The sequence below is a fragment of the Glutamicibacter sp. BW80 genome (assembly GCF_002332385.1).
In the GTDB taxonomy this organism is placed as follows: Bacteria; Actinomycetota; Actinomycetes; order Actinomycetales; family Micrococcaceae; genus Glutamicibacter.
In genome coordinates this window covers 219,489-242,646 of record NZ_NRGV01000017.1, presented here as the reverse complement: position 1 = coordinate 242,646, position 23,158 = coordinate 219,489, and the positions used below count along the sequence as shown (strand labels likewise).

Below are 23,158 nucleotides of genomic sequence, written 5' to 3'. Positions count from 1 at the left end.
CGCGATGACAACCGCGGTGGTGGCTTCAAGCGTGACGACAACCGTGGCGGTGGTTTCAAGCGTGACGACAACCGCGAAGGCGGCTTCCGTGGCAGCCGTGACGATAACCGTGGTGGTTTCAAGCGCGACGACAATCGCGGTGGCTTCAAGCGTGACGATAACCGCGGTGGTGGCTTCAAGCGTGATGACAACCGCGAAGGCGGCTTCCGTGGCAGCCGTGACGATAACCGTGGTGGCTTCAAGCGTGACGATAACCGCGGTGGCGGCTTCAAGCGTGATGACAACCGCGAAGGCGGCTTCCGTGGCAGCCGTGACGATAACCGTGGCGGCTTCAAGCGTGATGACAACCGCGGTGGCGGCTTCAAGCGTGATGACAACCGCGAAGGCGGCTTCCGTGGCGGACGTGACGATAACCGTGGCGGCTTCAAGCGTGATGACAACCGCGAAGGCGGCTTCCGTGGCGGACGCGACGATAACCGTGGCGGCTTCAAGCGTGATGACAACCGCGGTGACTTCCGAAGCAAGGGCGACCGCCCCGATCGCGGAAGCCGCTTTGACGACCGGGGACCAGAGGCACCTCGCGCTCACAACCCGGGCGACCTGCGAATCTCGAACCGCCCCGACCGTGAGCAGTCGCCAGAAATCGACGAGGACGTTACCGGTAAAGAGCTGGATCGCGTTGCACGCGCCCAGCTTCGCTACCTCGAAGAGCGTTCGGCAAGCTGGGTTGCTAAGCACCTTGTAATGGCAGGGCGTCTGCTTGAAGAAGAACCAGAGCTGGCCTACGAGCACACACTGGCAGCTTCCCGTCGTGGCGGCCGTGTTGCGGTTGTCCGCGAAGCAGTTGGCATCGCTGCCTACCACGCAGGCAAATATGCTGACTCATTGCGTGAACTTCGCACTCACCGTCGGATCTCCGGTTCGGACTATAACCTGCCGTTGATTGCCGACTCGTTGCGAGGCCTGGGCCGTGCCGAAAAAGCTATTGAACTTGCTCACTCCGAGGAATGCGCGAATCTGGAAACCGCAGTGAAGGTCGAAATGCATATGGTTGCGGCCGGCTGCTTCGGTGACTTGGGACAACTGGATAAGGCCCTGTCGGAACTGGAGTCCTTGGAGCAGCTAGACTTCAACCGTGCTTATTCCTTCAGCCCTCGTTTGTTCACCGCCTACGCTGATCTGCTTTCCGCAGCTGGACGTGGCGAAGAGTCAAAGCGCTGGTTTGCTCAGGTCGCTACTGCCGAGCGGGCCCTAGGCATCGAGGAAGAAACCGAATCCTTCATTGTGGATCTGGCTCCAGAGATGGACGAAGAGGATGAGCGTCCACGCGCCAAGGACGTTGTTGATGAAAACATCGTCGTCGTAGCTGATGAGGACGATGCTGTCGCAGAGGCCGACTCGGACGAAGCCGAGGAAGACGAAGTTGATGCCAAACTAGACGGCATTGACGAAGACGCCTCAGTTGCCGAGCAGACCGGCATCGATGAAGAAGACGCACTGGTCGAGGTTCAAGCCGAAGAGGCCGACGCCGAGATCGAGACCGAAACCGACTCCCAGAAGTAGGAACTAGTACCGAATGCTGATCTCCGGATTTGATTCTGTGCTTTCCGACCTCGATGGCGTCGTCTATGCGGGTCCCAATGGGATCCCCGACGCCGTCGAGTCGTTGAATGCACTAGCCGAAGTAAACGTCGCCCTGGCGTTCATCACCAATAATGCGGGGCGGTCGCCGATGTCGGTCGCGGCCCACCTGCGTCAGCTTGGTGTGAAAACCGGTGCTGAGCAGGTTTTCGGTTCTGCCGATGCCGGCGCCGAAATGCTGGCACGCGAATTGAACCCGGGCAGCAAGGTCCTAGTGGTCGGGTCCCCGTATCTGCGTGAATGCATTGCGGTGCGGGGACTGGAAGTCGTCGAATCGCACAAAGACGAACCGGTGGCGGTGATCCAAGGCTTCGATCCTAACGTCGCATGGAACGATCTAGCCGAGGCAAGCTATGCCATCAACAACGGCGCCCAGTGGGTTGCCACAAACACGGATCTCACGATTCCGCGCGCCGAGGGCATCGCCCCGGGTAACGGTTCGTTGGTCCACGCGGTAAAACTGGCCACCGGCGTGACCCCACGTGTGGCCGGCAAGCCTGAATCCTATCTATTCTCCCGCGCCGCGGACCGACTCGATTCTCGGCGCCCATTGGTAGTCGGTGATCGTCTGGACACCGATATTCTCGGTGGATATCGGGCGGGGTTCTCAACCGCGCTGGTGCTGACCGGCGTAGATTCCCCGCGTACGGCGCTCGGGGCACCAGTAGCCGAACGCCCAAACTACTTGATTTCAAGCCTCGCGGACCTCTACCGGCCGTATCCGACGATCAAGGTCCTCGGGTACGGGGTTCAAGTCGGCGAGTCCGTAGCTAAGGTGGAAGGCGAATCCATTGAGGTCAACGGGAACGAATCGGACCTGAATGCCTGGCGGGCCGCGTGTCACGCATGGTGGCTGGCTCATTCGCGGCAGCAAGAACATGTCAGCCCAGAAATCCAATTCACCGCCCGCGGATTGGATACCCTGCGACGAGCACAGAGGTGAACGACGTGAACATGGAAACCCCTGGGTCCAAGCCGGTAGTCCACATTGACGACCAGCGGGTAGACGCAACATTATCCTCGCTGGCGCAGCAGGATGTGATCGCGCACGCCGCAGTTTACGAGCAGCTGCTCGATTCCCTCCAAGCCGAACTCAATTCCACGGAGCTCCACGGATGAACCGACTAGATCAGGAACTTGTTTCTCGATCTCTGGCCCGTTCGCGCACCGAGGCCGCAAAGCTCATCGAGGCCCGCCGGGTGCTGCTCGATGGAGTGTGCGTCACCAAGGCTGCTAAAAAAATTCCGATCACGGCCAGGCTCGATGTGCTGGCCAGTATCGGCGAAGAATACGTTTCCCGAGCCGGGCACAAGCTTGCCGGAGCACTAGATGTGTTTACGACCGTCGACCCAATGTCTATGCGCTGTCTCGATGCCGGAGCTTCGACCGGCGGGTTCACCGATGTGCTATTGCGCCGCGGGGCTAAGCACGTAGTGGCAGCCGATGTTGGGCATGGCCAGCTCGTCGATCAGATCCGCCAAGACCGACGGGTTTCGGTTTTTGAAGGGCTTAACGTTCGTTATCTGAAACCCGAAGATATCGGGGGAGAAGTCGACCTTGTAGTGGCAGACTTGTCCTTCATCTCCTTGCGCTTGGTGATCGCTGCGCTTGCGGGAGCGACACGCGCGGGCGGTTCCTTGATGTTGATGGTCAAGCCGCAGTTTGAAGTTGGCCGAGACCACTTGAACCGCACCGGTGTGGTTTCATCTCCCGAACTACGCCGCAGCTCCATCGAAGGTGTTGTGAAATCCGCGCAGGAAGCCGGGCTGGAGCTTTGCGGAGTAGCCCGCAGCCCGCTGCCCGGACAAGACGGCAACGTTGAATTCTTCCTCTGGCTCGGAAAAGTTCCAACCGGTCATCAACAATCGGTCAGTGAAACCGAAATGTGGGACGCGGTTGACTACTCTTAGAAGTGACTTGCTTGTGCGGTGACATACTCAGCGCCAAGCGCATAGCTCGAACCAGAGAGGGGCAGCCTGCCTTGCGACGCATTCTAGTTTTCACCCACACCGGGCGCCAAGAAGCGATCGCCGCGGCCATCGAAACCTGTGGGTTGCTCGATGCGGCAGGTGTGATGCCGGTAATGCGTCAAAAGGATCACGAAGCAGTGCTCGATGCCAGCCACGGGCTGCAGGTTCCGATGGAGATCTTGGACCAGGACTGCACCATCGATGAGGTGGATCTGGGCGTAGTCCTTGGCGGCGACGGGTCGGTGCTGCGCGCCGCGGAACTGGTCCGCCAAGCGCCGTTGCCATTGGTCGGCGTGAATCTAGGGCATGTCGGTTTCCTTGCGGAGGCCGAGCGCTCCGAGCTGGCGAGCACCGTACGGGATCTCGTTTCAGGTGCATATTCCGTCGAAGAGCGGATGACCATCGAGGTTAAGGTGTGGTTGGACAATGTCTGCCTGGCCGAAACTTGGGCGCTGAATGAAGCCGCCGTTGAAAAAGCCAATCGTGAACGCATGATCGAAGTGGTAATCGAGGTAGACGGTCGACCGATCTCCACATTCGGCTGCGATGGCGTCGTGATGGCTACCCCCACCGGATCTACCGCCTATGCGTTCTCGGCTGGAGGCCCTGTAGTTTGGCCAGAGGTTGCCGCGCTGATTATGGTCCCGATTAGTGCGCATGCGCTGTTTGCCAAACCGCTGGTGGTTTCCCCGGACTCGGTTATGGCTGTGGAGACGCTCACTCGTTCAGAGGCCGGTGCGGTGCTGTGGTGCGACGGGCGTCGTACCATCGACCTGCCTCCGGGTGCACGCATCGAGGTTACGCGCAGCGAAATACCGGTACGCATGGCTCGTTTGAACACCACTCCTTTCTCCGAACGTCTGGTGAAGAAGTTTGAATTGCCCATTCAGGGTTGGCGTGGGCCTGCCGACGAGGACGATCGTCGTCCGGCGACCACCGCGCTGCAGGTGACCGGCCCGGGCTTTCAAAGCATTGAGCCGCACCACAAGGACGAACCAAGCATCCCCTTGATAGCACGTGACGAAACTAAGCAGTAGGAAACACGACCCGCAGCAACGATATTAGAACAAACTTACGATTGAGCAAGTACTATTAGGACGAGAAGTGGAACGCATGAACTAGAACGACCGGGAGCGGGCTATGATTCAGGAAATTTCGATCTCCAACCTTGGCGTGATCACTAAGGCGACCCTGCCACTGGGGCCGGGGTTGACGGTAGTCACCGGTGAAACGGGTGCGGGTAAGACCATGGTCATCACCGCCTTGTCACTATTGCTTGGACGGCGGGCCGATGCAGGAGCCGTGCGAAACGGCGCCAAGCATGCGCTGGCCGAAGCGGTCGTGCATCTGGAGCCCGACAATCACGTACTTGAATCCGCCACCCATGCCGGCGCGTTCGTGGACGAGGTGGGGGAGAAGAGCGAACTGATCCTCACTCGGTCGCTGTCCGCGCAGGGGCGCTCGAAGGCGACTGTCGGAGGGCGAAGCGCTCCGGTAGGTCTGCTGGCCGAATTGGGCCAAGAGCTTGTCGCGGTGCATGGCCAGTCCGATCAGATCCGTCTGAAGGAAGCCGGCGCGCAGCGCGACGCACTGGACCGTTTCGCTGGCTCGGCCCTTGCCCGCACGTTAAGCAGCTATCAGCGCACCTATCGGCAGTGGCGCGCCGCCAGCAAGGAACTCTCGGCGCTGAAGCAAGACTCGCGAGATCGGGTGCGCGAAGCCGAAAATCTACGACTGGCTCTCGACGAGATCGATTCGCTGGAGCCAATGCCGGGCGAAGACGAACAACTGCGCGAAACCGCAATCAAGCTGGGCAATGTCGAATCGCTGCGTAGCGCCAGCCAGCAGGCCCGCGCGATCGTCGACAGCGAAGATTTTGAGACCCCCGGGATCACCACCCTGGCCGAATCCGCTCGCGGTGTGCTCGCGCAGTCAAGCGGCGATGATCCTGCATTGGCTGCATTTGCCGATCGCGCCGCAGAATTGGGCATTCTCGCCTCTGAGCTCTCTAGCGATATGGCCAGCTATGTTTCGGACCTCGATGAAGAGGGGTCGGAGCGGCTGGCACTGATTGAATCCCGCCGCGCGGAACTGAATAAGCTGCTGCGCAAGTACGCACCAAGCATCGATGAGGTGCTTGCCTGGGCTGATGAGTCCCGACAGCGGCTGGAGCAGCTTGGTTCCGATGACTGCCGCATCGAGGAGCTCGAAAGCACGGTGGTCGAGCTGGAGCAGAAGGCTGCGTCGCTGGCTACCGAACTTTCCGAGTCTCGTCGTAAGGCGGCCGCAAAGCTCTCCAAGCGGGTCAGTGAGGAATTGACGGCGTTGGCCATGCCGGATGCGAGGCTCTTTGTTGAGATCAGTGAATTGCCTGAGCTTGGTGCCTACGGCCAAGACCAGATCGAGATGCTGCTTGCTCCGCACGCCGGCGCCTCGCCGCGGCCGCTGGGCAAGGGGGCCAGTGGAGGCGAACTCTCACGCGTCATGCTTGCCATCGAGGTAGTACTCGCCGCGGTCGACCCGGTGCCAACCTTCATCTTCGACGAAGTCGACTCGGGCGTGGGCGGCAAGGCGGCGGTAAGCATTGGTGAGAGGTTAGCCATGCTGGCCCGCCATGTGCAGGTCATTGTGGTCACACACCTGCCTCAGGTCGCCGCTTACGCAGATCGCCATATCCGGGTGATCAAGACCTCAAATGGAAAATCCACAGCCGGTGCAGGGTTTACCGCCAGCGATGTAATCACCTTGGACGAGTCCGAGCGTGTGCGCGAATTGGCGCGTATGTTGGCAGGTCAGGAGGATTCCGATACCGCGCAGGCGCATGCCGAAGAGCTGCTCGCCGACGCGCGAAAGATGGTCGACGCCCTGGTGACGAAGAGCGCACGATAGATTGCGGAAACGGACTTTGGCATCGCGGTTGCGTGTCGTAGAGTTGCAAAGTGGATGGTCGGTATTCGCGCAAGCGAGCAATGGTGATAGGATGAAATCCCGTGGTGCAGCGTAATTTAACTCGTGATTCTCGGTCGTCTGAAACGACAAAGCATATCTTCGTCACCGGCGGTGTGGCCTCCTCCCTGGGTAAGGGATTGACGGCATCCAGCCTTGGACATCTACTTCGAGCTCGTGGTCTCTCAGTGACCATGCAGAAGCTCGATCCGTACCTGAACGTCGATCCAGGTACAATGAACCCCTTCCAGCACGGTGAAGTCTTCGTTACCGACGATGGCGCAGAAACCGACCTGGACATTGGCCACTATGAGCGTTTCCTGGATGAAAACCTTCCAGGCAGCGCGAATGTGACCACCGGCCAGGTTTACTCAACCGTTCTGGAACGCGAACGTCGCGGCGAATACCTGGGCGATACCGTTCAGGTCATCCCGCATATCACCGATGAGATCAAACGCCGCATGCGTTTGGCCGCCACCGAACCCGGTGCCGGCAAGTCCGCCCCGGACGTGATCATCACCGAAATTGGTGGCACCGTCGGAGATATCGAATCCCAGCCATTCCTTGAAGCGGCCCGCCAGGTCCGCCAGGATATCGGCCGGAAGAACGCCTTCTTCGTGCATGTCTCCCTCGTTCCATACATCGGTCCAAGCCATGAGCTGAAGACCAAGCCAACTCAGCATTCGGTGGCAGCCCTGCGCTCCATCGGCATTCAGCCCGACGCTCTGGTGATCCGCTCGGACCGTGAAATCCCCGACGAGATGCGCGCCAAGCTCGGCCGTACCTGCGATGTGGAAACCGAAGCGGTCATTAGCTGCGCCGACGCGCCAAGCATCTACGAAGTTCCCAAGATCCTGCACTCCCAGGGCCTTGACGCCTATATCGTGCAGACCTTGGAGCTGAAGTTCCGCGACGTGGACTGGGAGGGCTGGGACCGCCTGCTGGACGTGGTGAACAACCCGAAGCATGAATTGACCATCGCCCTGGTGGGCAAGTACATCGATCTGCCAGATGCCTACCTGTCGGTTACCGAGGCGCTGAAGGCCGGTGGTTTCGCCAACGAAGCCAAGGTCAAGATTCGCTGGGTGCCATCGGATGATTGCGACACCGAAGACGGTGCACGCACGTCACTTGAGGGCGTCGAAGCGATCTGTGTCCCCGGTGGATTCGGCATTCGCGGTCTGGAAGGCAAGCTCGGAGCATTGCGCTTCGCTCGCGAAAACCAGATTCCGACCCTCGGCCTCTGCCTGGGGCTGCAGTCGATGGTGATCGAGTACGCCCGCAATATGGCCGACCTGCCAGGGGCTTCCTCGACCGAATTCGATCCAGAATCTTCCACCCCGGTCATCGCGACCATGGAAGAGCAGCTGAACATCGTTGACGGCAAGGGCGATCTTGGCGGCACCATGCGTCTGGGACTGTATGACGCAAAGCTCGCAGCAGGATCGGTTTTGGCCGAAACCTATGGCAAGACCGAGGTCGCAGAGCGACACCGTCACCGCTATGAGGTCAACAACGCCTACCGTGCGCAGCTCGAAGAAGCAGGTCTGGTCTTCTCCGGAACCTCCCCGGATGGCCAGCTTGTCGAGTTCGTGGAACTGCCTAAGGACGTACACCCGTACTACGTCTCCACGCAGGCCCACCCGGAACTCTCCAGCCGCCCAACTCGTCCGCACCCGCTGTTTGCAGGTCTGGTCGCCGCGGCGCTGGCCAAGCGCAACGCCTAAGCGAAACCCGGTTCTAAACCGTCTAAGGTAGTACCAGCAAGGTAATACCAATAGAAGGGCCCGTTCGCGTGGAACCACAACCGATAGCCGATGAACTTTCACCACGAGAGCTCATCGCCAGCGAAACCGTTTATGAAGGACGCATCTGGAATGTCGTCCACGACACGGTGCAGCTTTCGGATGATGGAACCCGCATCGAGCGAGACTACATCGTGCACCCTGGTGCCGTGTCGATTCTCGCCCTCGATGAGCGTGAACGGGTCCTTCTCGTTAACCAATACCGTCATCCGGTAGGCATGCGGCTATGGGAGCTTCCCGCTGGCCTGCTCGATGTGGCAGGCGAGCCGCCGCTGGACGGGGCGAAGCGCGAGCTCTGGGAAGAAGCGGATAGCACCGCGCAGACCTGGTCGGTGCTCACCGACGTGTTCCTCTCTCCGGGATCTTCCTCAGAGGCGTTGCGCATCTTCTTGGCGCGCGATGTGCAGTTGGTGCCGGCGGACCAACGCCATGCACGGACCGAAGAGGAAGCCGAAATCATCACCCGCTGGGTGCCCTTGGACGAGGCTGTTGCCGCAGTGCTCGCCGGGGAGATCCACAACCCCTCGGCGGTCGTCGGCCTGCTGGCAGCGCACGCGGCCCGAGCCACCGGTTATGCCTCGCTACGCGAGGCGAACAGCGCCTTCGAAGCGCACCCGGGGCTGCGCAGCAAAACCTCATCGTAGCGATGAGCAGTCCCGAGCGCGCCGCGGTACCAAGCCCGAAGTCCTCGAAGTTCGCTTCCGAGCTACGCCGCTACTTGCAGCATCTGGCCATCGAACGCGGACTGGCGAAGAATACGCTGGAGTCCTACCGGCGGGATCTGACCCGGTACCAAGAAGCGTTGGAAGCGCGCGGCATCACCGACCCGGCACGCCTCACCGAGAATGAGGTCAGCGGCTACCTGCAGCAGCTGGCCCGAGGGGATGCGGAACACCAGGCGCTGGGGGCGCGTTCGGTCGCCCGGCATACGGTGGCCATCCGGCAGCTGCATAAGTATTGGGAGCTGGAGGAAATCTGCTCCCCGAATCCGGCCCGCGAGGTGCAGCCTCCGGCCGTCGGCCAGTCGCTGCCCAAGGCGATCAGTATTTCTGCCGTCACCCAGATCCTCGACTCGATCGCTCTCGATACCCCCGCGGGGTTGCGCGATCGGGCGATTCTCGAATTCTTGTACTCCACCGGGGCGCGCATTTCCGAGGTCGTCGCCCTGGACGTCGATGACCTGCACTTCGCCGCCGACGCGGTGGTGCGGCTGTTCGGCAAGGGCTCCAAGGAACGCGTTGTTCCGGTGGGCGGATATGCGCAACGCGCGGTGAGCGACTATCTGGTGCGGGCACGTCCGGGGCTGGCCGCCAAAGGCAAGGGCACTCCCGCGTTGTTCTTGAATCAGCGCGGCGGGCGGCTCTCGCGCCAGTCGGTGTGGCTGATCCTGTCCAAAGCCGCCGAACGAGCCGGGATTCCAGGCGATGTTTCCCCGCACACGCTGCGCCACTCTTTCGCCACCCATCTGCTGGAGGGTGGTGCGGATGTGCGCGTGGTGCAGGAGCTGCTTGGCCATGCCTCGGTCACCACCACGCAGATCTACACGAAGGTCACCGTCGATTCACTGCGGGAGGCGTACCTCTTCGCGCACCCGCGTGTGAACTAGCGGTGCGGAGACCAGCGTGATGGTGACCCAGCCGCAACCCGTCGCGCTCTTGGCGCTGCTGCGCGAAGGCACCCGGGGCACCGAGCTGCTATTGGGACGCAAGCTGCGCGGCTTTGGGCAGGGGAACATCGTGCTGCCGGGAGGAAAGATCGATCCCGGGGAGTCTGCGCAGCACGCTGCGATGCGGGAGTTCCGCGAAGAGACCGGGGTTTGTGTGCAATCGGCAGATCTGACGTTCGCCGCCCGGGTGACCTTTACTTTTCCGGCGAATCCGCGCGCGAATATGGACTGTGCGGTCTTCACTGCGCGAATCGCCAGCGGGATGCCCGTGCCCAGCGAGGAACTTGAACCGTTGTGGTTCCCTGTCGGCGAACTGCCGGTGAGGCAGATGTGGGAGGATTCCCCGCTCTGGCTCCCGGCCTTGGCTGCAGGGGAGCGGTTCACCGCGAAGATCATTCTGGCGGCGGATAATCTGGCGGTGCAATCGATCGATTTCGAGCCCTGGGGCTAGCCTATTTTCGACGCGTCGGATGGAAACGTGGATTGGGGCAGCGGAGAACCGGATCCGCGCGGATCGTGGCTTTCGGCTTCGAAAATCAGAAGGTCGCCCGGCTGGCAATCCAGGACCTGGCACAGCGCTTCCAGTGTGCTGAAGCGCACCGCCTTGGCACGTCCATTCTTCAGGACCGCAAGATTGGCCGGGGTGATGCCGATCCGCTCGGCCAATTCGCCGACCGCCATTTTGCGTCGGGCAAGCATCACATCGATATCCACTCGGATGGCCACTAAATCACCCCGCCCAACTCGGTGCGTAGCAGGGCCGCTTGGGCTTCGGTGCTCGCCGCCTGCGACAGCAGGTGGCGCAGCACCAAGACGATCAGGGCAATGCCCGCTAGCAGGACACCGAATCCGCCGACCAGGAGCACTACGCCGGGAGCCACCGCCTCGCCCGGGGCCATGATCGTCCCGAGGATGAATGTCAGCACCGCCCCGGAGGCAATTGCAGTGATGATGATGTTGACGAATTTGAATGAGGCGTGGGTGAAGACCGTTCCGCGGCGCACCCGGGCGACCAGTTTCCAGACGCAGACGCAGCAGATCTGAACGATCAGCAGGGCCAGTACCGCGTAGCTGAACAATGAGATGCGCAGGTAGGCGAACTCTGCTGGACGGTCCGCCAGCTCCATGGCCGCCAGGGGGATCATGAAGCATTGGATGAAGAGCGAGCCGAGGACTACCAGCCCCAGCACGATTCGCAACGCCAAAGTGCTCAATTTACCCATGTGACACTCTCCAATTGTCGCTTAGCGATGTATACCTATCGAAAAACAATAGACTGAACGTGCCGGAAACGCAAGAGCGGGGTCGGACCCGTAGGTCCGACCCCGCCGAATGAACCGTAGCTGCCCTAGGTGTTTACAGGGCGCGCTGCTCCGGGCCGTTGTATGCGGACAGCGGTCGGATCAGCGCGTTGGAGGCGCGCTGTTCGAAGATGTGAGCGGTCCAGCCGGTGATTCGCGCCGCGATGAAGATCGGCGTGAACATTTCGGTGTCGAAGCCCATCAGGTGGTAGGTCGGGCCCGCCGGATAGTCGAGGTTCGGCTTGATCGCCTTCGCCTCGTCCATCGCGGATTCCAACCCGTCGTACAGGCCGAGCATTTCGGAGCGATCGTAGTGCTCGATCATCTTATCCAGCGCGGCCTTCATGGTCGGCACGCGCGAGTCGCCATGCTTGTAGACGCGGTGGCCGAAGCCCATGACCTTTTTCTTTTCGGCCAGGGCTTGCTCCATCCACGTCTTGGCGCGGGCTGCGGCATCCTTGCGCGACTCGTTCTTGTCGATTCCGATCTCGTCGAAGGTGTGCATCACCGCCTCGTTGGCGCCGCCGTGCAGCGGACCCTTCAGGGCGCCGATGGCGCCGGTGACCGCCGAGTGCAGATCCGCGAGCGTCGAGGTGATCACTCGTGCGGTGAAGGTGGAGGCGTTGAAGGAGTGCTCCGCGTAGAGCACCATCGACACGCGGAACGCGTCGACGACCGCCGGGGCGGCTTCCTCGCCGAAGGTCATCCACAAGAAGTTCGCCGAGTAGTCCAGGTCCTCGCGCGGAGGTACCACTTCCTGGCCGCGGCGGCGGCGCTGATCGTAGGCGACGACCGCCGGGAAGGCGGCGAAAAGCTCTTTCGCCTTGCGCAGTTCCGCCTCGGGGGAGGAATTCTCCGCCTCCAGGTGGTTCGCGCCGATCACCGAGACGGCGGTGCGCCCGACATCCATCGGGTGGCAGTCGGTGGGCAGCAGGTCGATGGCTGCCTTCACCCGCGGATCGAGCGCACGATTAGCCCGCTCAAAGGCGCAGAATTCGGTCAGCTCCGACTCGCTGGGCAGCTCGCCGGTCCAAAGCAGCAACGCGACCTCTTCAAAGGACTTGTTCGCCGCGAGATCCTGCACGGGGTAGCCGCGGTAGAGCAGCGAGTTGGTGTCCGGATTGACCTTGGAGACGGCCGTGTAGTCCACGACGACCCCTGCTAGGCCCTTCTTGATTTCCTCGGTGGTGGTCATGAGTTCATCCTCTTCGTTGATGGATTCCCGTGCTAGAGGTTCGAGTTGTTGGTATCGATGTCCAGGGTGGGGACTTGGAAGTTGAAGATCCCGGTGTCGAACCGGTTGTACGCCTCGTAGTCGACAAGCTCGTAGAGGCGTGACCTAGTTAACATGTTATCCACTTCGCGCTCCTGAGTCCCATCCTCGCTGATTGCGTCGAGCACACGCTCGGCGGCGCCCATGGCGCTGCGCAGCAAGGTCACCGGGTAGATGATCAGCGCGACGCCCGCGTCGGCAAGCTCCTGGCGGTTGAACAGCTCGGATTTGCCGAACTCGGTCATATTCGCCAGCACCGGCACGTCGACCGCGTTGCAGACCGCTTCGAATTCCGCAACGTTCTTCATCGCCTCGGGGAAGATCGCATCCGCCCCGGCGTCGACCATCGCCTTGGCCCGGTCGATCGCCGCGTCCAGTCCCTCGACCGCGCGGATGTCGGTGCGCGCCATGATCAGGAAGTTTTCATCGATGCGTGCGTCCGCGGCGGCGGCGATGCGCTTGAGCATGGTGTCAGTGTCCACCACGTTCTTGCCGTCCAGGTGGCCGCAGCGCTTCGGGTTGAACTGGTCCTCGATGTGGCAGCCGGCCAGGCCGGCGTATTCGAGTTCCTGGATGCTGCGGGCCACGTTCATCGGCTCGCCGAATCCGGTGTCCGCGTCCACGATCGCCGGCAGGTCCGTCATCCTGGCGATCTGCCCGGCGCGGGTGGCGACCTCGGTAAGCGAGGTCAGCCCGATGTCCGGCAGGCCCAGGTCGTTGGCGAGCACCGCGCCGGAGATGTAGACCCCGTCGAAGTTCTTCTCGCCGATCAGCTTGGCCGAGAGCGGGTTGAACGCCCCGGGGAACTGGCGGGCGGCACCCGGGGTGAGCATTTCGCGCAGCGCGACCCGCTTCGCGGCGGGGGTGAGGGTTGAGTACAGCATGTTAGAACAGGCCCTTCGGTGCGTTCGACTGGTCGATCACGCCGGTGGCGGCGACGATGTTCAGCTGCTCCAGCTCGCCGGCGCCGAGGTTTTCCAGGTTTTCGGCGGCCGCGATGAAGCGGTCGATCTCCTGCTCGTCCACCAGGCCCGCGGCCAGGCTGCGGAACTTGTTGATGTACTGCTCGCGGGCGAAGGGGCGGGCGCCCAGCGGGTGCGCGTCGGCCACGGCGATCTCATCGGTGATCACGGTGCCGTCGTTCAGCGTGATTTCGACGCTGCCGCCGAAGGCCTTCTCCGCGATGTCCAGCGAGTGGTAGCGGCGGGTCCATTCGGCGTCTTCTTCGGTGGTGACCTTGTGCCACAGTTCGACGGTATCCGCGCGTCCGGCTCGCTCCGGGGCGTAGGAGTCCACGTGGTGCCAGGCACCGTCCTGCAGCGCGACGGTGAAGATGTAAGGGATCGAGTGGTCCAGGGTTTCGCGCGACGCGGTCGGATCGTACTTCTGCGGGTCGTTGGCGCCGGAACCGATCACGTAGTGGGTGTGGTGGGAAGTCTTGATCAGCACCGAGGCCACGTTCTTCGGATCGGTGGCTTCCGGGTGCTCGCCGTGCAGCTTGCGGGCCAGGTCGATCCAGGCTTGCGCCTGGTATTCGGCGGAGTGCTCCTTGGTGTAGGTGTCCATGATCGCGCGCTTGGCCTCGCCGGCCTCGGGCAACGGCACCTCGTAGGCGGCGTCCTTGCCATCGAGCATCCAGGCGATCACGCCGTCTTCGCCTTCGTAGATGGGGACCGGGGAGGTCTGCCCGCGCATTGCGCGGTCGGCGGCCTCGACGGCCATCTTGCCGGCGAAGGCCGGGGCGTGGGCCTTCCACGTGGAGATCTCGCCCTTGCGCGACTGGCGGGTGGCGGTGGTGGTGTGCAGGCCCTGGCCGACGGCCTGGAAGATCGTTTCCAGATCCAAGCCGAGCAGGGTGCCGATGCCGGCGGAGGCCGAGGGGCCCAGATGGGCTACGTGGTCGATCTTGTGCTTGTGCAGGCAGATCGCCTTGACCAGGTCGACCTGGATCTCGTAGCCGGTGGCGATGCCGCGGATCAGATCCTTGCCCGAGGCCCCGGTGTGCTGGGCGACGGCGAGGATCGGCGGGATGTTGTCGCCCGGGTGGGAGTATTCGGCCGAGAGGAAGGTGTCGTGGTAGTCCAGCTCGCGCACGGCCACGCCGTTGGCCCAGGCCGCCCATTCGGGGGAGACCTTCTCGGTGATGCCGAAGACGTTGGCGCCCGCCCCGCCGGTGGACGGCGCGTGGGCCAGTGCCTGGGTGCGGGCGGCGATGATCGGGCCGCGGTTCAGCGAGGCGATGGCTACCGAGGCGTTGTCGATGATGCGGTTGATGATCATGTCGGTGACCTCGGCGGTGACCTCTACCGGGTCGACCGCCACGGTTGCGATCTTGTGGGCAAGCTGATCCTCGCGGGCCAGATTTTCCTCGGAGCGGTAAACGCGAACTGGATGATTGATCATGGTGTCCTTTCAGAGGCGACCGCGTGGGTCATGATGTGTTCAAAGGATTGGTGCAGGTGCACGGTGGTGGCCGCCGCGGCGACCTCGGATTTGCCCGAGGCGATGGCCCGGGCGATCGCCGCATGCTCTCCGGCGGATTGCTCTAGCCGTTCGGGGTTGTCCTTGGCCAGCCGGCGCACCCGTTGCAGGTGGACGCGCAGCGTGCGCAGCGCGTTGGACAGGTAGGCGTTATTTGCTGCGTCGTCGATCATTTCGTCGAGTTCGCCCACCAGCTCGTAGTAGCCCTCGGTGGGGGTGCTTGCACGCAGCTGCCTAGCGGCCGTTTCGAAGCGCCTCGCCAGCTCGGCGAAGGCCTCGCTCTGGCTTGAGCGGGCCGCGAGCCGCGCGCTTTCGCACTCCAGCGCCCGGCGCAAGACGAACAGGTCCTCGACGTGGGATTCGGAAACCTCGGAGACGATCGCACCGCGCCCGCGCTGCTGCACCGCCAGCCCGTCGGCAACCAAGCGGGCCAGGGCTTCACGCACCGGGGTTCGGGAGACTCCGAGCCTGGCCGACTGCTCCACCTCGGCGAGCACCGTGCCCGGTGACAAGCGCCATTCGACGATGTCTCGGCGCAGGCTCTCGTAGACCTTATCGCTTGCTTTCATGGTTCGATTGTATACACGAATAGCAAAAAAGCGACAGTAGGTCCGAATACTTTTCGTTAAATAACGAGAAATGTATACATAAGACTTGCGAACATGTGACTGCGCTCATACGCTTGGAATCGAAGCTACCGCACAGCCGCCGGGTGATGACGCCCGGCCCCAGGAGGGAAACATGGCACAGGAATACCGTCAGGCCTTTGAACTGGCCGCTACCGATCCGGCCGCGTTCTGGCTCACCGCCGCACAAGATGTCCAATGGGATAGGGAACCCACCCAAGCCGTCGACGACTCGAAGGCGCCGTTGTACAACTGGTTCCCGGACGGCGAGCTTAACCTGTCGGCCAATGCGCTGGATCGGCATGTGGCTGCCGGGCGCGGAGACGCCACGGCATTGGTCTACGACTCGGCAATGCTGGGGACGAAGACCGAGTACAGCTACAGCGAACTGCTTCGCGAGGTCGAAATCTTCGCCGGCGTGCTCAAATCCCGCGGGGTGGAAACCGGGGACCGCGTACTGATCTACCTGCCGATGATCCCGCAGGCGGCCATCTCCATGCTCGCCTGCGCGCGGCTCGGTGCGGTGCACTCGGTGGTCTTCGGCGGATTTGCGCCCAAGGAACTGGCCGCGCGCATCAACGACTGCGCGCCGGTCGCCATCGTCACCGCCTCCGGCGGCATCGAACCCTCGCGGCATATCGAATATCTGCCGGCCGTGGCCGAGGCGCTGGCGCTCGCCGACAAATCGGTGCGCGATGTCATCGTCGCCCACCGCGAAGGCTTTGCGCATACGCCCGGCGAATACCAGAGCGCGGCGGCGGTGAACTGGCTGGATTGGGACGAGCTGGCCAAACTCGCGCAGCCGGCCGGACCGGTATCGGTTCCCTCCACGCATCCGCTGTACGTGCTGTACACCTCCGGGACCACCGGGGCGCCGAAGGGCGTGGTGCGCGATACCGGCGGCTACGCCACCGCGCTGCAGTATTCGATGAATGCGATCTACGACGTGCACGCGGACGATGTCATGTTCACCGCCTCGGATGTGGGCTGGGTGGTGGGGCACTCCTACATCGTGTATGCCCCGCTGATCGCCGGGGCCACCTCCGTGCTCTACGAGGGCAAGCCGATCGGCACCCCGGACGCGGGCGTGTTCGGGCGCATCATCGAGGACCACAAGGTCACCACGATGTTCACCGCGCCGACAGCCCTCCGCGCGGTGCGCAAGGCGGATCCCTCCGGAGCCATGATCGCCGCCCACGACCTGTCCACGCTGCGCGCGCTCTTTGTCGCCGGTGAGCGGCTGGACCCGGACACCTACCATTTCGCGGTGGATCTGTTGGGAATCCCAGTGGTGGATAACTGGTGGCAGACCGAAACCGGCTGGCCGATAGCCTCGAACCCGCTGGGGTTGGAGGAGCTGAGCGCCAAGGCCGGCAGCCCGACCACCCCGGTCCCCGGATTCAACGTGGAGATCCGCGACGCACTGGGTGATCAGGTGCCCGCCGGTGCCGAGGGGAACATCGTGATCAAGCTGCCGCTGCCGCCGGGCGCGCTGACCACCCTGTGGGGCAACGACCAGCGGTTCATCGACACCTACCTGAGCCAGATCGAGGGCTTCTACCTGACCGGCGACTCGGGTTTCCTGGACGAAGACGGGTATCTGTTCGTGATGGGCCGCACCGATGACGTGATCAACGTGTCCGGGCACCGGTTGTCCACCGGGGCGATGGAGCAGGTGCTGGCGAGCCATCCCGCGGTCGCCGAATGCGCGGTGATCGGCATCAGCGACGCGCTCAAGGGGCAGCGGGCCAGCGGCTACGTGGTGCTCAAAACCGGCGTCGACACCGATGAGGAGACGCTGAAGAAAGAGATCGTCGCGCTGGTGCGCCAGCATATCGGCCCGGTCGCCGACTTCCGCGAGGTCACCGTCGTCGCCGGACTGCCCAAAACCCGTTCGGGCAAGATCCTGCGCAAGACCATGCGGCAGATCGCGGACGGCAAGGACTACACGGTGCCCTCGACCATCGAAGACCCCACGGTGCTCGATGACCTGACCCGGTACCTGCGTCCGCAGGCCTAGCCAGGAACCCTCCAGCGGTTAACGCTGCAAGGGCCTGGGCCCGCAGAAATTCTGCGGGGCCAGGCCCTTGCCTTGTGCGGCGGATAAAGTCCTAAGACGAGCACCACCGAGATCGCTAACCAGGCTGCGCAGTCGGTCACCATTTGCCTCTGGAATCACAGCGAATCGTGCCGAACACCGCGAGAAAAGGTGGCGGAAACCTTATTCCGCCACGGACGGCGCTAGCTCGAATTGTGCCGGTATTCGAATTCCGGCCGCCCGCGGGTGCCGTGCCGAGGTTGCTTCACCGCCGAATTGGACATCGCCAGATGCTCCAAGTAGCGGCGCGCCGTCACCCGCGAGAGCCCCAGTTCTTCGCCGAGCTCGGTGGCCGAGAAGGCTCGGGCGGGGCTGGCTGCCAGATGGGTGCGCACCTGCTCCAGGGTTTGGCTGATCAGCCCCTTGGGCAGGGACACCGAGGCGCTGGTGGTGCGCAGCGCGGAAAATGCGGTATCGATGGAGGCCTGCGAGGTGGAGGAGCCGGTGGACTGCATGGTGGCGATGAACGCCCGGTGGTTTTCGAGTTTTTCGGCAAACACCGCGAAGCTGAAGGGCTTGATCAGGTACTGGGTGATACCGGTGGCCACCGCCGAACGCACTACCGCCAGGTCCCGCACCGCGGTGATCGCGATGATGTCCAGCGTGTAGCCGCGACCCCGCATGCGCCGGGCCACGTCGATGCCGTGCAGATCCGGCAGGGTCATATCCAGCAGGACCAGATCATAGGGCGTGCCGGCGGCGTGCGCCTCGGCCAGCAATTGCAGGGCGCCGTGCCCATTGGCCGCGATGGCTCCGGTGCGGAAGCCCGGCACCCGATCCACATAAGTGGCGTGGGCGCGTGCGGTTTCCGGTTCGTCGTCGACCACCAGCACCAGGAATTCGGCGGTCGGCTCGGTGTGGCTCACGCGTGCTCCTCCTTGGGCGGTACCGGCAGGGTGACGGTGAAGATCGCACCGGCGTCGTTGTCTATCGTCATTGTTCCATGAAGCCGCGCCACCGCCTGCTGGACGAGGGCCAAACCGAGCCCGCGCGGTGCGCTGCCCTGCTTGGTGCTCACCCCGAAGCGCAGCAGGTTCTCCAAGAATTCGGGTTCGATGCCCGGGCCGGAGTCGGCCACCGCGATGATGACCTCGTCCTCAAGGGCGGTGACCTCCACCCAGACGGTGGATTCCGCGGTGCCCACCGAGACGTCCAGCGCATTGTCGAGCAGGTTGCCCACGATGGTGACGATGTCCGTGGCGTGGAAGGTGTCCGGACGCACCACGCCTTCGGCGCTGATGCTCAGCGTCACCCCGCGCTCGTGCGCCTGGGCGGACTTGGCCACCAGCAAGCTGGAGAGGTACACATCGTCGATATTGCGCACGATCGCGTCGGTGAGCGCCTGGGAGTGCTGCCGATCGTCGACCGCGAAGGCCAGCGCCTTGTCCGAGCTGCCGTTCTCGATGAGGGTGGCGATGGTGTGCAGGCGGTTTGCATGTTCGTGGGTTTGCGCGCGCAGGGCGGTGGAGAAGGTCTTCAGCGACTGCACCTCGCCGGTCAGCTCCTGTACCTCGGTCAGATCCCGCAGGGTGAGCACCTGCCCGGTGGGCGGCTGCACGCGCAGCCAGCGCAAGGGCAGGCGGTAGCGGCCGGGCAGCTGGGTGCCGGTCAGCCGGGCGTTGCTCTGCGACACGGCGAGCACCGATCCGTGGCCCAGATGGATTTCATCGCGGGCGGCTCGGCCGCCGGCCATCAGCTCGCGCAGGGTGTCGGGCAAGCCGGCGTCGGCCAATTCCAACCCGCCGGACGGGGTCTGCGCCGGAAGCTGCAGCAGCCGGGCCGCCTCGGAGTTGTAGAGCACGATGCGGTGCTTGCGATCCAGCAGGATCAGCCCCTCGCGGACCGAATGCAGTGCGGAGAAGTAGAAGGCGTAGAGCCGGCGCAGCCCGTGCGGGCCGAAGCCGAGGGTGGCGCTCTGGATGTACCGGGAGAAGGACCAGGAGGTGAAACCGGCCAAGAGCAGGGCGAAGAGCGAAACCAGCAGGATCTGCGGGAGCTCCTCGCGGTAGAGCACCTGCAGGCTCTCCAGGGTGATGCCGGTGGCGACCATGCCGACCAGGGTGCCGTCCGCGGCGTAGACCGGGGCGATGGTGCGCACCGAGCGGCCGAGGGTTCCCACCGCTTGCTCCGAATAGACCTGCCCGCGCAGTGCCTGCGCGGTGGAACCGGAATAGCGTTTGCCCAGCTGTGCTGGATTCGGGTGGGTCACGCGCAGCAGGTCCGGTGTCATGATCGTGATGAAATCTATCGTCGGCGCGTGGGACAAGATGTCCTGGGTGTAAGGCTGCAAGCCGGCGCCGGGGTCCGGCTGCTGCAAGGCGTCTACCACAAACGGGTCGTTGGCCAAGGTGGTGGACACCGTGGCCACGGTCGATTGGCGTACATCGAGCACCACCCGGGCCTGCTGCTGGTAGGAAGCGATGCCCAGCCACACCACCACCACAATGACCAGCAGCATCTGCGCGGCGAATATTCGTGCGGCGAAGGACCAGCCGTCGCGGGTCAACGGGACCGGCGCATTGGCAGCGGCACCCTCCTGCGGGTTGCTGGCCATCTGGCTGACTCCTTCGTCGGGGAAGTTTAAGTTTCGGCTGTGTGAACAATATGAACGCAATAGAGAGGCGGATCACTTTGGCGCGCACGATGGGACAAGAACGATTTTACGCGCCAGCCCGATAATGACGTTGAGCTGGCCCCTCGGCATATTAAGGCTGGAATCTCCATGGCTGTCACAGAACAAGTTCCGCAGGACCCTGCGTCGCAGGCACCGGTCAAGAAAAAGGACCGCACCCACTGGCTCTACATCATGGTGATCGCCGCCGTGGTGCTCGGCGCGGCCGTCGGGCTGATCGCCCCGGACCTCGGCAAGGCGCTGAAGCCGCTGGGCACCGGCTTCGTTGCGCTGATCAAGATGATCATCGCACCGGTCATCTTCTGCACCATTGTCCTAGGCATCGGCTCGATCGCCAAAGCAGCCACTGTGGGCAAGGTCGGCGGTCTGGCGCTGCTGTACTTCATGACCATGTCTACTTTCGCGCTGGCCCTGGGCCTGCTGGTGGGCAATCTGATCCACCCCGGCGAAGGCCTGGAACTCAAGCCCTACGAGGCCGGTGCCGGAGGCGCCGAGAATCCGACCGTCGCCTTCTTGCTGGAACTGATTCCCGGTGATCTGCCGGTGCTGCCAACCCTGGTCCTGGCGCTCATCGTCGGCTTCGCCCTGCAGTCCATGGGCAAGTCGGGCGAGCCGGTGCTGAACGGCATCAAGAGCATTCAGCAGGTCGTCTTCCGCATTATGATGATGATCATGTGGGTTGCTCCACTGGGTGCCTTCGGCGCAATCGCCGCCGTGGTCGGCGCCACCGGCTGGGCCGCCATCGGCTCGATGGCCATCCTGATGGGCGCGTTCTACCTGACCTGTGCGGTGTTCATCGTGGTCATCCTCGGAACTATTCTGCGCCTGGTCACCGGCCTGAACATCTTCTCGCTGCTGAAGTACCTGGCCCGCGAATACCTGCTGATCTTCTCCACCTCGTCCTCCGAGTCGGCGCTGCCGCGCTTGATCGCCAAGATGGAGCACGTCGGTGTCTCGAAGCCGGTAGTGGGCATCACCGTGCCAACCGGCTACTCCTTCAACCTCGACGGAACCGCGATCTACCTGACCATGTCCGCGCTGTTCGTCTCCACCGCCATGGATATGCCGATGAACCTCGGCCAGCAGGTCGGCCTGCTGCTGTTCATGATTATCGCTTCCAAGGGCGCGGCCGGCGTCACCGGTGCGGGGCTGGCCACATTGGCCGCCGGACTGCAGGCGCACCGTCCGGAACTGCTTGGCGGCATGGGCGTGATCGTGGGCATCGACAAGTTCATGTCCGAGGCTCGCGCACTGACCAACTTCACCGGTAACGCGGTGGCCACGTTGCTGATCGGCAAGTGGACCAAGGAACTGGACATGGGGCAGGCCCGCGCGGTGCTTGCCGGCGACCGCCCGTTCGATGAGCTCTCCATGAATCCAGACGCCCACTAGTCTCGATTGATGCATAACCCAAAAAGTCCGCGGTTCCTCTAAAGAGGAACCGCGGACTTTTTCGATGTTGGCGTGTTGTCTTTATGCCGCGGAATTCAGGGCAGCGGAATGACCAGGGCTCCGGCGAGAACTACGCGATTTCCGTCGGGATCCTCCAGCTGCAGGATATGCGCGCCTCCGCCCAATTGCGGACCCTGATGCGCGATTCCGGTCTCAAGCAGACGAGCGGCTTCTGCATCAAGGTCGGACTCATCGAGCACGATGGTCGAGTTGCCAGCACGGTCAGGTTCGGACCAAACCTGCACCCCGTAACCTACTCCAAGATGCCATTCCAGCAAGCCAGGCATGGGCCGGTGATCCGGTTCGCGACCGAATAAGACGGTGTACCACTCTTCGGCACGTGCAAGATCGGTGACCGTGCAATTGGCAAGTATTCCTTTGATCATGGCTCTGTCCTTCGTTGCTGGATTCTGCACCGTGGTGTTCCAGTCGAACACGGGAGCTGAACTGCTGCAAGCCTTTTGAGCCGGGCGGTTTTCAAACTACGGGATTGGATTCTCTTCGACGCGACGGCCAAGGAATGCTACGAGCCTTTCGATCGCCGGCGCATCATCTGCGATGGCCTGCACCGGATCGAAGCGCCCGGTTCGGGGCTGATCTGCGAGCTGGCGCCGAACGAACTGCAAAGATTGTTCGGCCAAGTCCTCTAGTGGCTCGAGTTGCTGGCCGGTGGCTTGGGCAAGATCCCAGCCGTGCGCGAGCAGGTCGTACATGCGTATCTGCAACCGCTCCTGTCCGGTGGCCGAACCCATGGGGCTCTGATAACTGCGTTCAAGGGCTCCGGGATGATCGAAGGCGGCGAGCAGCCGGGTGGACGAATCGAGGTAGGCGGCAAGCGAATCATCGCCCAGGACGTCGGTCGTGCGCTGCGGCGGTGACTGCTCGGTCATGAGGGCGGTAAAGACGAGGTTCATGCCGACCAGGTGCGCGATCAGCTCGCGCACCGTCCAATCGGTGCATGGGGTGGGCGCCGAGTACTCTCCGGACTCAGTGCCTTTGATGAGTTCCGCGACCGAGGAAAATGCGCGCTCAAGCTGTTTGACGGTTAGCTGCTGTGGTGTGCTCATGATTCCTCCAGATGATTCACATGGCCAGGTGGCGATGGGTGCGCGACATCCATAGATGAAGTTTCCCGAAGCAGTTTATCGATAACAACGCCAGAGGGCGGATGTTCTAGTGCGGAGATCGGGGAGTCGATGGGCTGACAGGCAATTATTTGGTGAAAGAATCGTGATGCAGCCATCGTCGAGCCTTGATTGCGAAGCAC

At 62.8% G+C, this 23,158-nt stretch carries 23 protein-coding genes; 12 read left to right on the top strand and 11 right to left on the bottom strand.

Annotated features, from left to right (window positions below; genetic code table 11):
• Window positions 1–792: hypothetical protein (locus CIK76_RS19760; protein WP_255248357.1), on the bottom strand; the 792-nt coding region annotated here is incomplete at its 3' end.
• Between CIK76_RS19760 and CIK76_RS05540 the strand changes: the two genes are divergently transcribed.
• From CIK76_RS05540 to CIK76_RS05495, 10 genes are all read left to right on the top strand, one after another.
• Window positions 745–1,563, top strand: a complete 819-nt coding sequence (locus CIK76_RS05540; RefSeq protein WP_255248356.1) for a hypothetical protein — start codon at window positions 745–747, stop codon at window positions 1,561–1,563. The genes CIK76_RS19760 and CIK76_RS05540 overlap by 48 nt on opposite strands.
• 13 nt (window positions 1,564–1,576) lie before the next feature.
• The gene (locus tag CIK76_RS05535) at window positions 1,577–2,584 is read left to right on the top strand and encodes an HAD-IIA family hydrolase (protein WP_176484101.1); all 1,008 of its coding nucleotides are present in this window, start codon (window positions 1,577–1,579) and stop codon (window positions 2,582–2,584) included.
• A gap of 5 nt (window positions 2,585–2,589) precedes the next feature.
• The gene (locus tag CIK76_RS19315) at window positions 2,590–2,760 is read left to right on the top strand and encodes a hypothetical protein (RefSeq protein ID WP_176484100.1); all 171 of its coding nucleotides are present in this window, start codon (window positions 2,590–2,592) and stop codon (window positions 2,758–2,760) included.
• The gene (locus CIK76_RS05525) at window positions 2,757–3,551 is read left to right on the top strand and encodes a TlyA family RNA methyltransferase (protein WP_096284242.1); all 795 of its coding nucleotides are present in this window, start codon (window positions 2,757–2,759) and stop codon (window positions 3,549–3,551) included. The genes CIK76_RS19315 and CIK76_RS05525 overlap by 4 nt, the downstream gene beginning before the upstream one ends.
• Before the next feature lie 71 nt (window positions 3,552–3,622).
• Entirely contained in the window at window positions 3,623–4,648 is a 1,026-nt protein-coding gene (locus CIK76_RS05520; RefSeq protein WP_096284240.1) for an NAD kinase, read from the top strand.
• A 103-nt stretch (window positions 4,649–4,751) separates the two neighbouring features.
• Complete coding sequence (gene recN, locus CIK76_RS05515) at window positions 4,752–6,500, top strand: DNA repair protein RecN (RefSeq protein ID WP_096284238.1); 1,749 nt, start codon at window positions 4,752–4,754, stop codon at window positions 6,498–6,500.
• 101 nt (window positions 6,501–6,601) lie between these two features.
• Complete coding sequence (locus tag CIK76_RS05510) at window positions 6,602–8,284, top strand: CTP synthase (RefSeq protein ID WP_096284236.1); 1,683 nt, start codon at window positions 6,602–6,604, stop codon at window positions 8,282–8,284.
• A gap of 68 nt (window positions 8,285–8,352) precedes the next feature.
• A complete protein-coding gene (locus CIK76_RS05505; RefSeq protein ID WP_096284234.1) occupies window positions 8,353–9,006 on the top strand; it encodes an NUDIX hydrolase in 654 nt (217 codons plus the stop codon).
• Between the two features lie 2 nt (window positions 9,007–9,008).
• Window positions 9,009–9,968 carry a site-specific tyrosine recombinase XerD gene (gene xerD, locus CIK76_RS05500; RefSeq protein WP_096284232.1) on the top strand — a complete coding sequence of 320 codons (960 nt, stop codon included), beginning with the start codon at window positions 9,009–9,011 and terminating at the stop codon, window positions 9,966–9,968.
• Between the two features lie 19 nt (window positions 9,969–9,987).
• The gene (locus CIK76_RS05495) at window positions 9,988–10,479 is read left to right on the top strand and encodes an NUDIX domain-containing protein (RefSeq protein WP_096284230.1); all 492 of its coding nucleotides are present in this window, start codon (window positions 9,988–9,990) and stop codon (window positions 10,477–10,479) included.
• Here CIK76_RS05495 and CIK76_RS05490 read toward each other — a convergent pair.
• The 6 genes from CIK76_RS05490 to CIK76_RS05465 form a co-directional block, all read right to left on the bottom strand.
• Window positions 10,476–10,754, bottom strand: coding sequence for a helix-turn-helix transcriptional regulator (locus CIK76_RS05490; RefSeq protein ID WP_255248355.1), 279 nt, complete (start codon window positions 10,752–10,754; stop codon window positions 10,476–10,478). The two genes, CIK76_RS05495 and CIK76_RS05490, sit on opposite strands and share 4 nt — an antisense overlap.
• Complete coding sequence (locus CIK76_RS05485; RefSeq protein ID WP_096284228.1) at window positions 10,754–11,251, bottom strand: DUF2975 domain-containing protein; 498 nt, start codon at window positions 11,249–11,251, stop codon at window positions 10,754–10,756. Before CIK76_RS05485 ends, CIK76_RS05490 begins: the two co-directional genes overlap by 1 nt.
• Window positions 11,252–11,384: 133 nt before the next feature.
• Window positions 11,385–12,524 (bottom strand): bifunctional 2-methylcitrate synthase/citrate synthase, encoded by a 1,140-nt coding sequence (locus CIK76_RS05480; protein WP_096284227.1) that lies wholly within the window; start codon window positions 12,522–12,524, stop codon window positions 11,385–11,387.
• A 32-nt stretch (window positions 12,525–12,556) separates the two neighbouring features.
• Window positions 12,557–13,486: a methylisocitrate lyase gene (gene prpB / locus CIK76_RS05475; protein WP_096284225.1), complete on the bottom strand. Its 930-nt coding sequence runs from the start codon at window positions 13,484–13,486 to the stop codon at window positions 12,557–12,559.
• A 1-nt stretch (window position 13,487) separates the two neighbouring features.
• On the bottom strand, window positions 13,488–15,005 hold the full coding sequence (locus CIK76_RS05470; protein ID WP_096284223.1) for an MmgE/PrpD family protein: 1,518 nt from the start codon (window positions 15,003–15,005) through the stop codon (window positions 13,488–13,490).
• Complete coding sequence (locus CIK76_RS05465; RefSeq protein WP_096284221.1) at window positions 15,002–15,652, bottom strand: GntR family transcriptional regulator; 651 nt, start codon at window positions 15,650–15,652, stop codon at window positions 15,002–15,004. Before CIK76_RS05465 ends, CIK76_RS05470 begins: the two co-directional genes overlap by 4 nt.
• A 172-nt stretch (window positions 15,653–15,824) precedes the next feature.
• Between CIK76_RS05465 and CIK76_RS05460 the strand changes: the two genes are divergently transcribed.
• The gene (locus tag CIK76_RS05460) at window positions 15,825–17,729 is read left to right on the top strand and encodes an AMP-binding protein (RefSeq protein WP_096284219.1); all 1,905 of its coding nucleotides are present in this window, start codon (window positions 15,825–15,827) and stop codon (window positions 17,727–17,729) included.
• A 221-nt stretch (window positions 17,730–17,950) separates the two neighbouring features.
• Here CIK76_RS05460 and CIK76_RS05455 read toward each other — a convergent pair whose 3' ends face one another.
• Both CIK76_RS05455 and CIK76_RS05450 read right to left on the bottom strand, forming a co-directional pair.
• A complete protein-coding gene (locus CIK76_RS05455; RefSeq protein WP_096284217.1) occupies window positions 17,951–18,673 on the bottom strand; it encodes a response regulator in 723 nt (240 codons plus the stop codon).
• Entirely contained in the window at window positions 18,670–20,361 is a 1,692-nt protein-coding gene (locus tag CIK76_RS05450; protein WP_096284215.1) for an ATP-binding protein, read from the bottom strand. The genes CIK76_RS05455 and CIK76_RS05450 overlap by 4 nt, the downstream gene beginning before the upstream one ends.
• A 168-nt stretch (window positions 20,362–20,529) precedes the next feature.
• Between CIK76_RS05450 and CIK76_RS05445 the strand changes: the two genes are divergently transcribed.
• Window positions 20,530–21,831 (top strand): cation:dicarboxylase symporter family transporter, encoded by a 1,302-nt coding sequence (locus CIK76_RS05445; protein WP_096284213.1) that lies wholly within the window; start codon window positions 20,530–20,532, stop codon window positions 21,829–21,831.
• 95 nt (window positions 21,832–21,926) lie between these two features.
• Here CIK76_RS05445 and CIK76_RS05440 read toward each other — a convergent pair whose 3' ends face one another.
• Together CIK76_RS05440 and CIK76_RS05435 are read right to left on the bottom strand one after the other, a co-directional pair.
• Window positions 21,927–22,277 carry a VOC family protein gene (locus CIK76_RS05440; protein WP_096284273.1) on the bottom strand — a complete coding sequence of 117 codons (351 nt, stop codon included), beginning with the start codon at window positions 22,275–22,277 and terminating at the stop codon, window positions 21,927–21,929.
• Window positions 22,278–22,373: 96 nt separating this feature from the next.
• A complete protein-coding gene (locus CIK76_RS05435; protein ID WP_096284211.1) occupies window positions 22,374–22,958 on the bottom strand; it encodes a TIGR03086 family metal-binding protein in 585 nt (194 codons plus the stop codon).
• Window positions 22,959–23,158: the final 200 nt, after the last annotated feature.

What these genes read in the sequence shown, in the direction of transcription:
- CIK76_RS05445 (WP_096284213.1), top strand. Translation starts at nt 20,530, where the DNA reads ATGGCTGTCACAGAACAAGTTCCGCAGGACCCTGCGTCGCAGGCACCG.
- xerD (WP_096284232.1), top strand. Translation starts at nt 9,009, where the DNA reads ATGAGCAGTCCCGAGCGCGCCGCGGTACCAAGCCCGAAGTCCTCGAAG.
- recN (WP_096284238.1), top strand. Translation starts at nt 4,752, where the DNA reads ATGATTCAGGAAATTTCGATCTCCAACCTTGGCGTGATCACTAAGGCG.
- CIK76_RS05495 (WP_096284230.1), top strand. Translation starts at nt 9,988, where the DNA reads ATGGTGACCCAGCCGCAACCCGTCGCGCTCTTGGCGCTGCTGCGCGAA.
- CIK76_RS05460 (WP_096284219.1), top strand. Translation starts at nt 15,825, where the DNA reads ATGGCACAGGAATACCGTCAGGCCTTTGAACTGGCCGCTACCGATCCG.
- CIK76_RS05480 (WP_096284227.1), bottom strand. Translation starts at nt 12,524, where the DNA reads ATGACCACCACCGAGGAAATCAAGAAGGGCCTAGCAGGGGTCGTCGTG.
- CIK76_RS05465 (WP_096284221.1), bottom strand. Translation starts at nt 15,652, where the DNA reads ATGAAAGCAAGCGATAAGGTCTACGAGAGCCTGCGCCGAGACATCGTC.
- CIK76_RS05470 (WP_096284223.1), bottom strand. Translation starts at nt 15,005, where the DNA reads ATGATCAATCATCCAGTTCGCGTTTACCGCTCCGAGGAAAATCTGGCC.
- prpB (WP_096284225.1), bottom strand. Translation starts at nt 13,486, where the DNA reads ATGCTGTACTCAACCCTCACCCCCGCCGCGAAGCGGGTCGCGCTGCGC.
- CIK76_RS05440 (WP_096284273.1), bottom strand. Translation starts at nt 22,277, where the DNA reads ATGATCAAAGGAATACTTGCCAATTGCACGGTCACCGATCTTGCACGT.
- CIK76_RS05450 (WP_096284215.1), bottom strand. Translation starts at nt 20,361, where the DNA reads ATGGCCAGCAACCCGCAGGAGGGTGCCGCTGCCAATGCGCCGGTCCCG.
- CIK76_RS05485 (WP_096284228.1), bottom strand. Translation starts at nt 11,251, where the DNA reads ATGGGTAAATTGAGCACTTTGGCGTTGCGAATCGTGCTGGGGCTGGTA.
- CIK76_RS05525 (WP_096284242.1), top strand. Translation starts at nt 2,757, where the DNA reads ATGAACCGACTAGATCAGGAACTTGTTTCTCGATCTCTGGCCCGTTCG.
- CIK76_RS05540 (WP_255248356.1), top strand. Translation starts at nt 745, where the DNA reads ATGGCAGGGCGTCTGCTTGAAGAAGAACCAGAGCTGGCCTACGAGCAC.
- CIK76_RS05535 (WP_176484101.1), top strand. Translation starts at nt 1,577, where the DNA reads ATGCTGATCTCCGGATTTGATTCTGTGCTTTCCGACCTCGATGGCGTC.
- CIK76_RS05435 (WP_096284211.1), bottom strand. Translation starts at nt 22,958, where the DNA reads ATGAGCACACCACAGCAGCTAACCGTCAAACAGCTTGAGCGCGCATTT.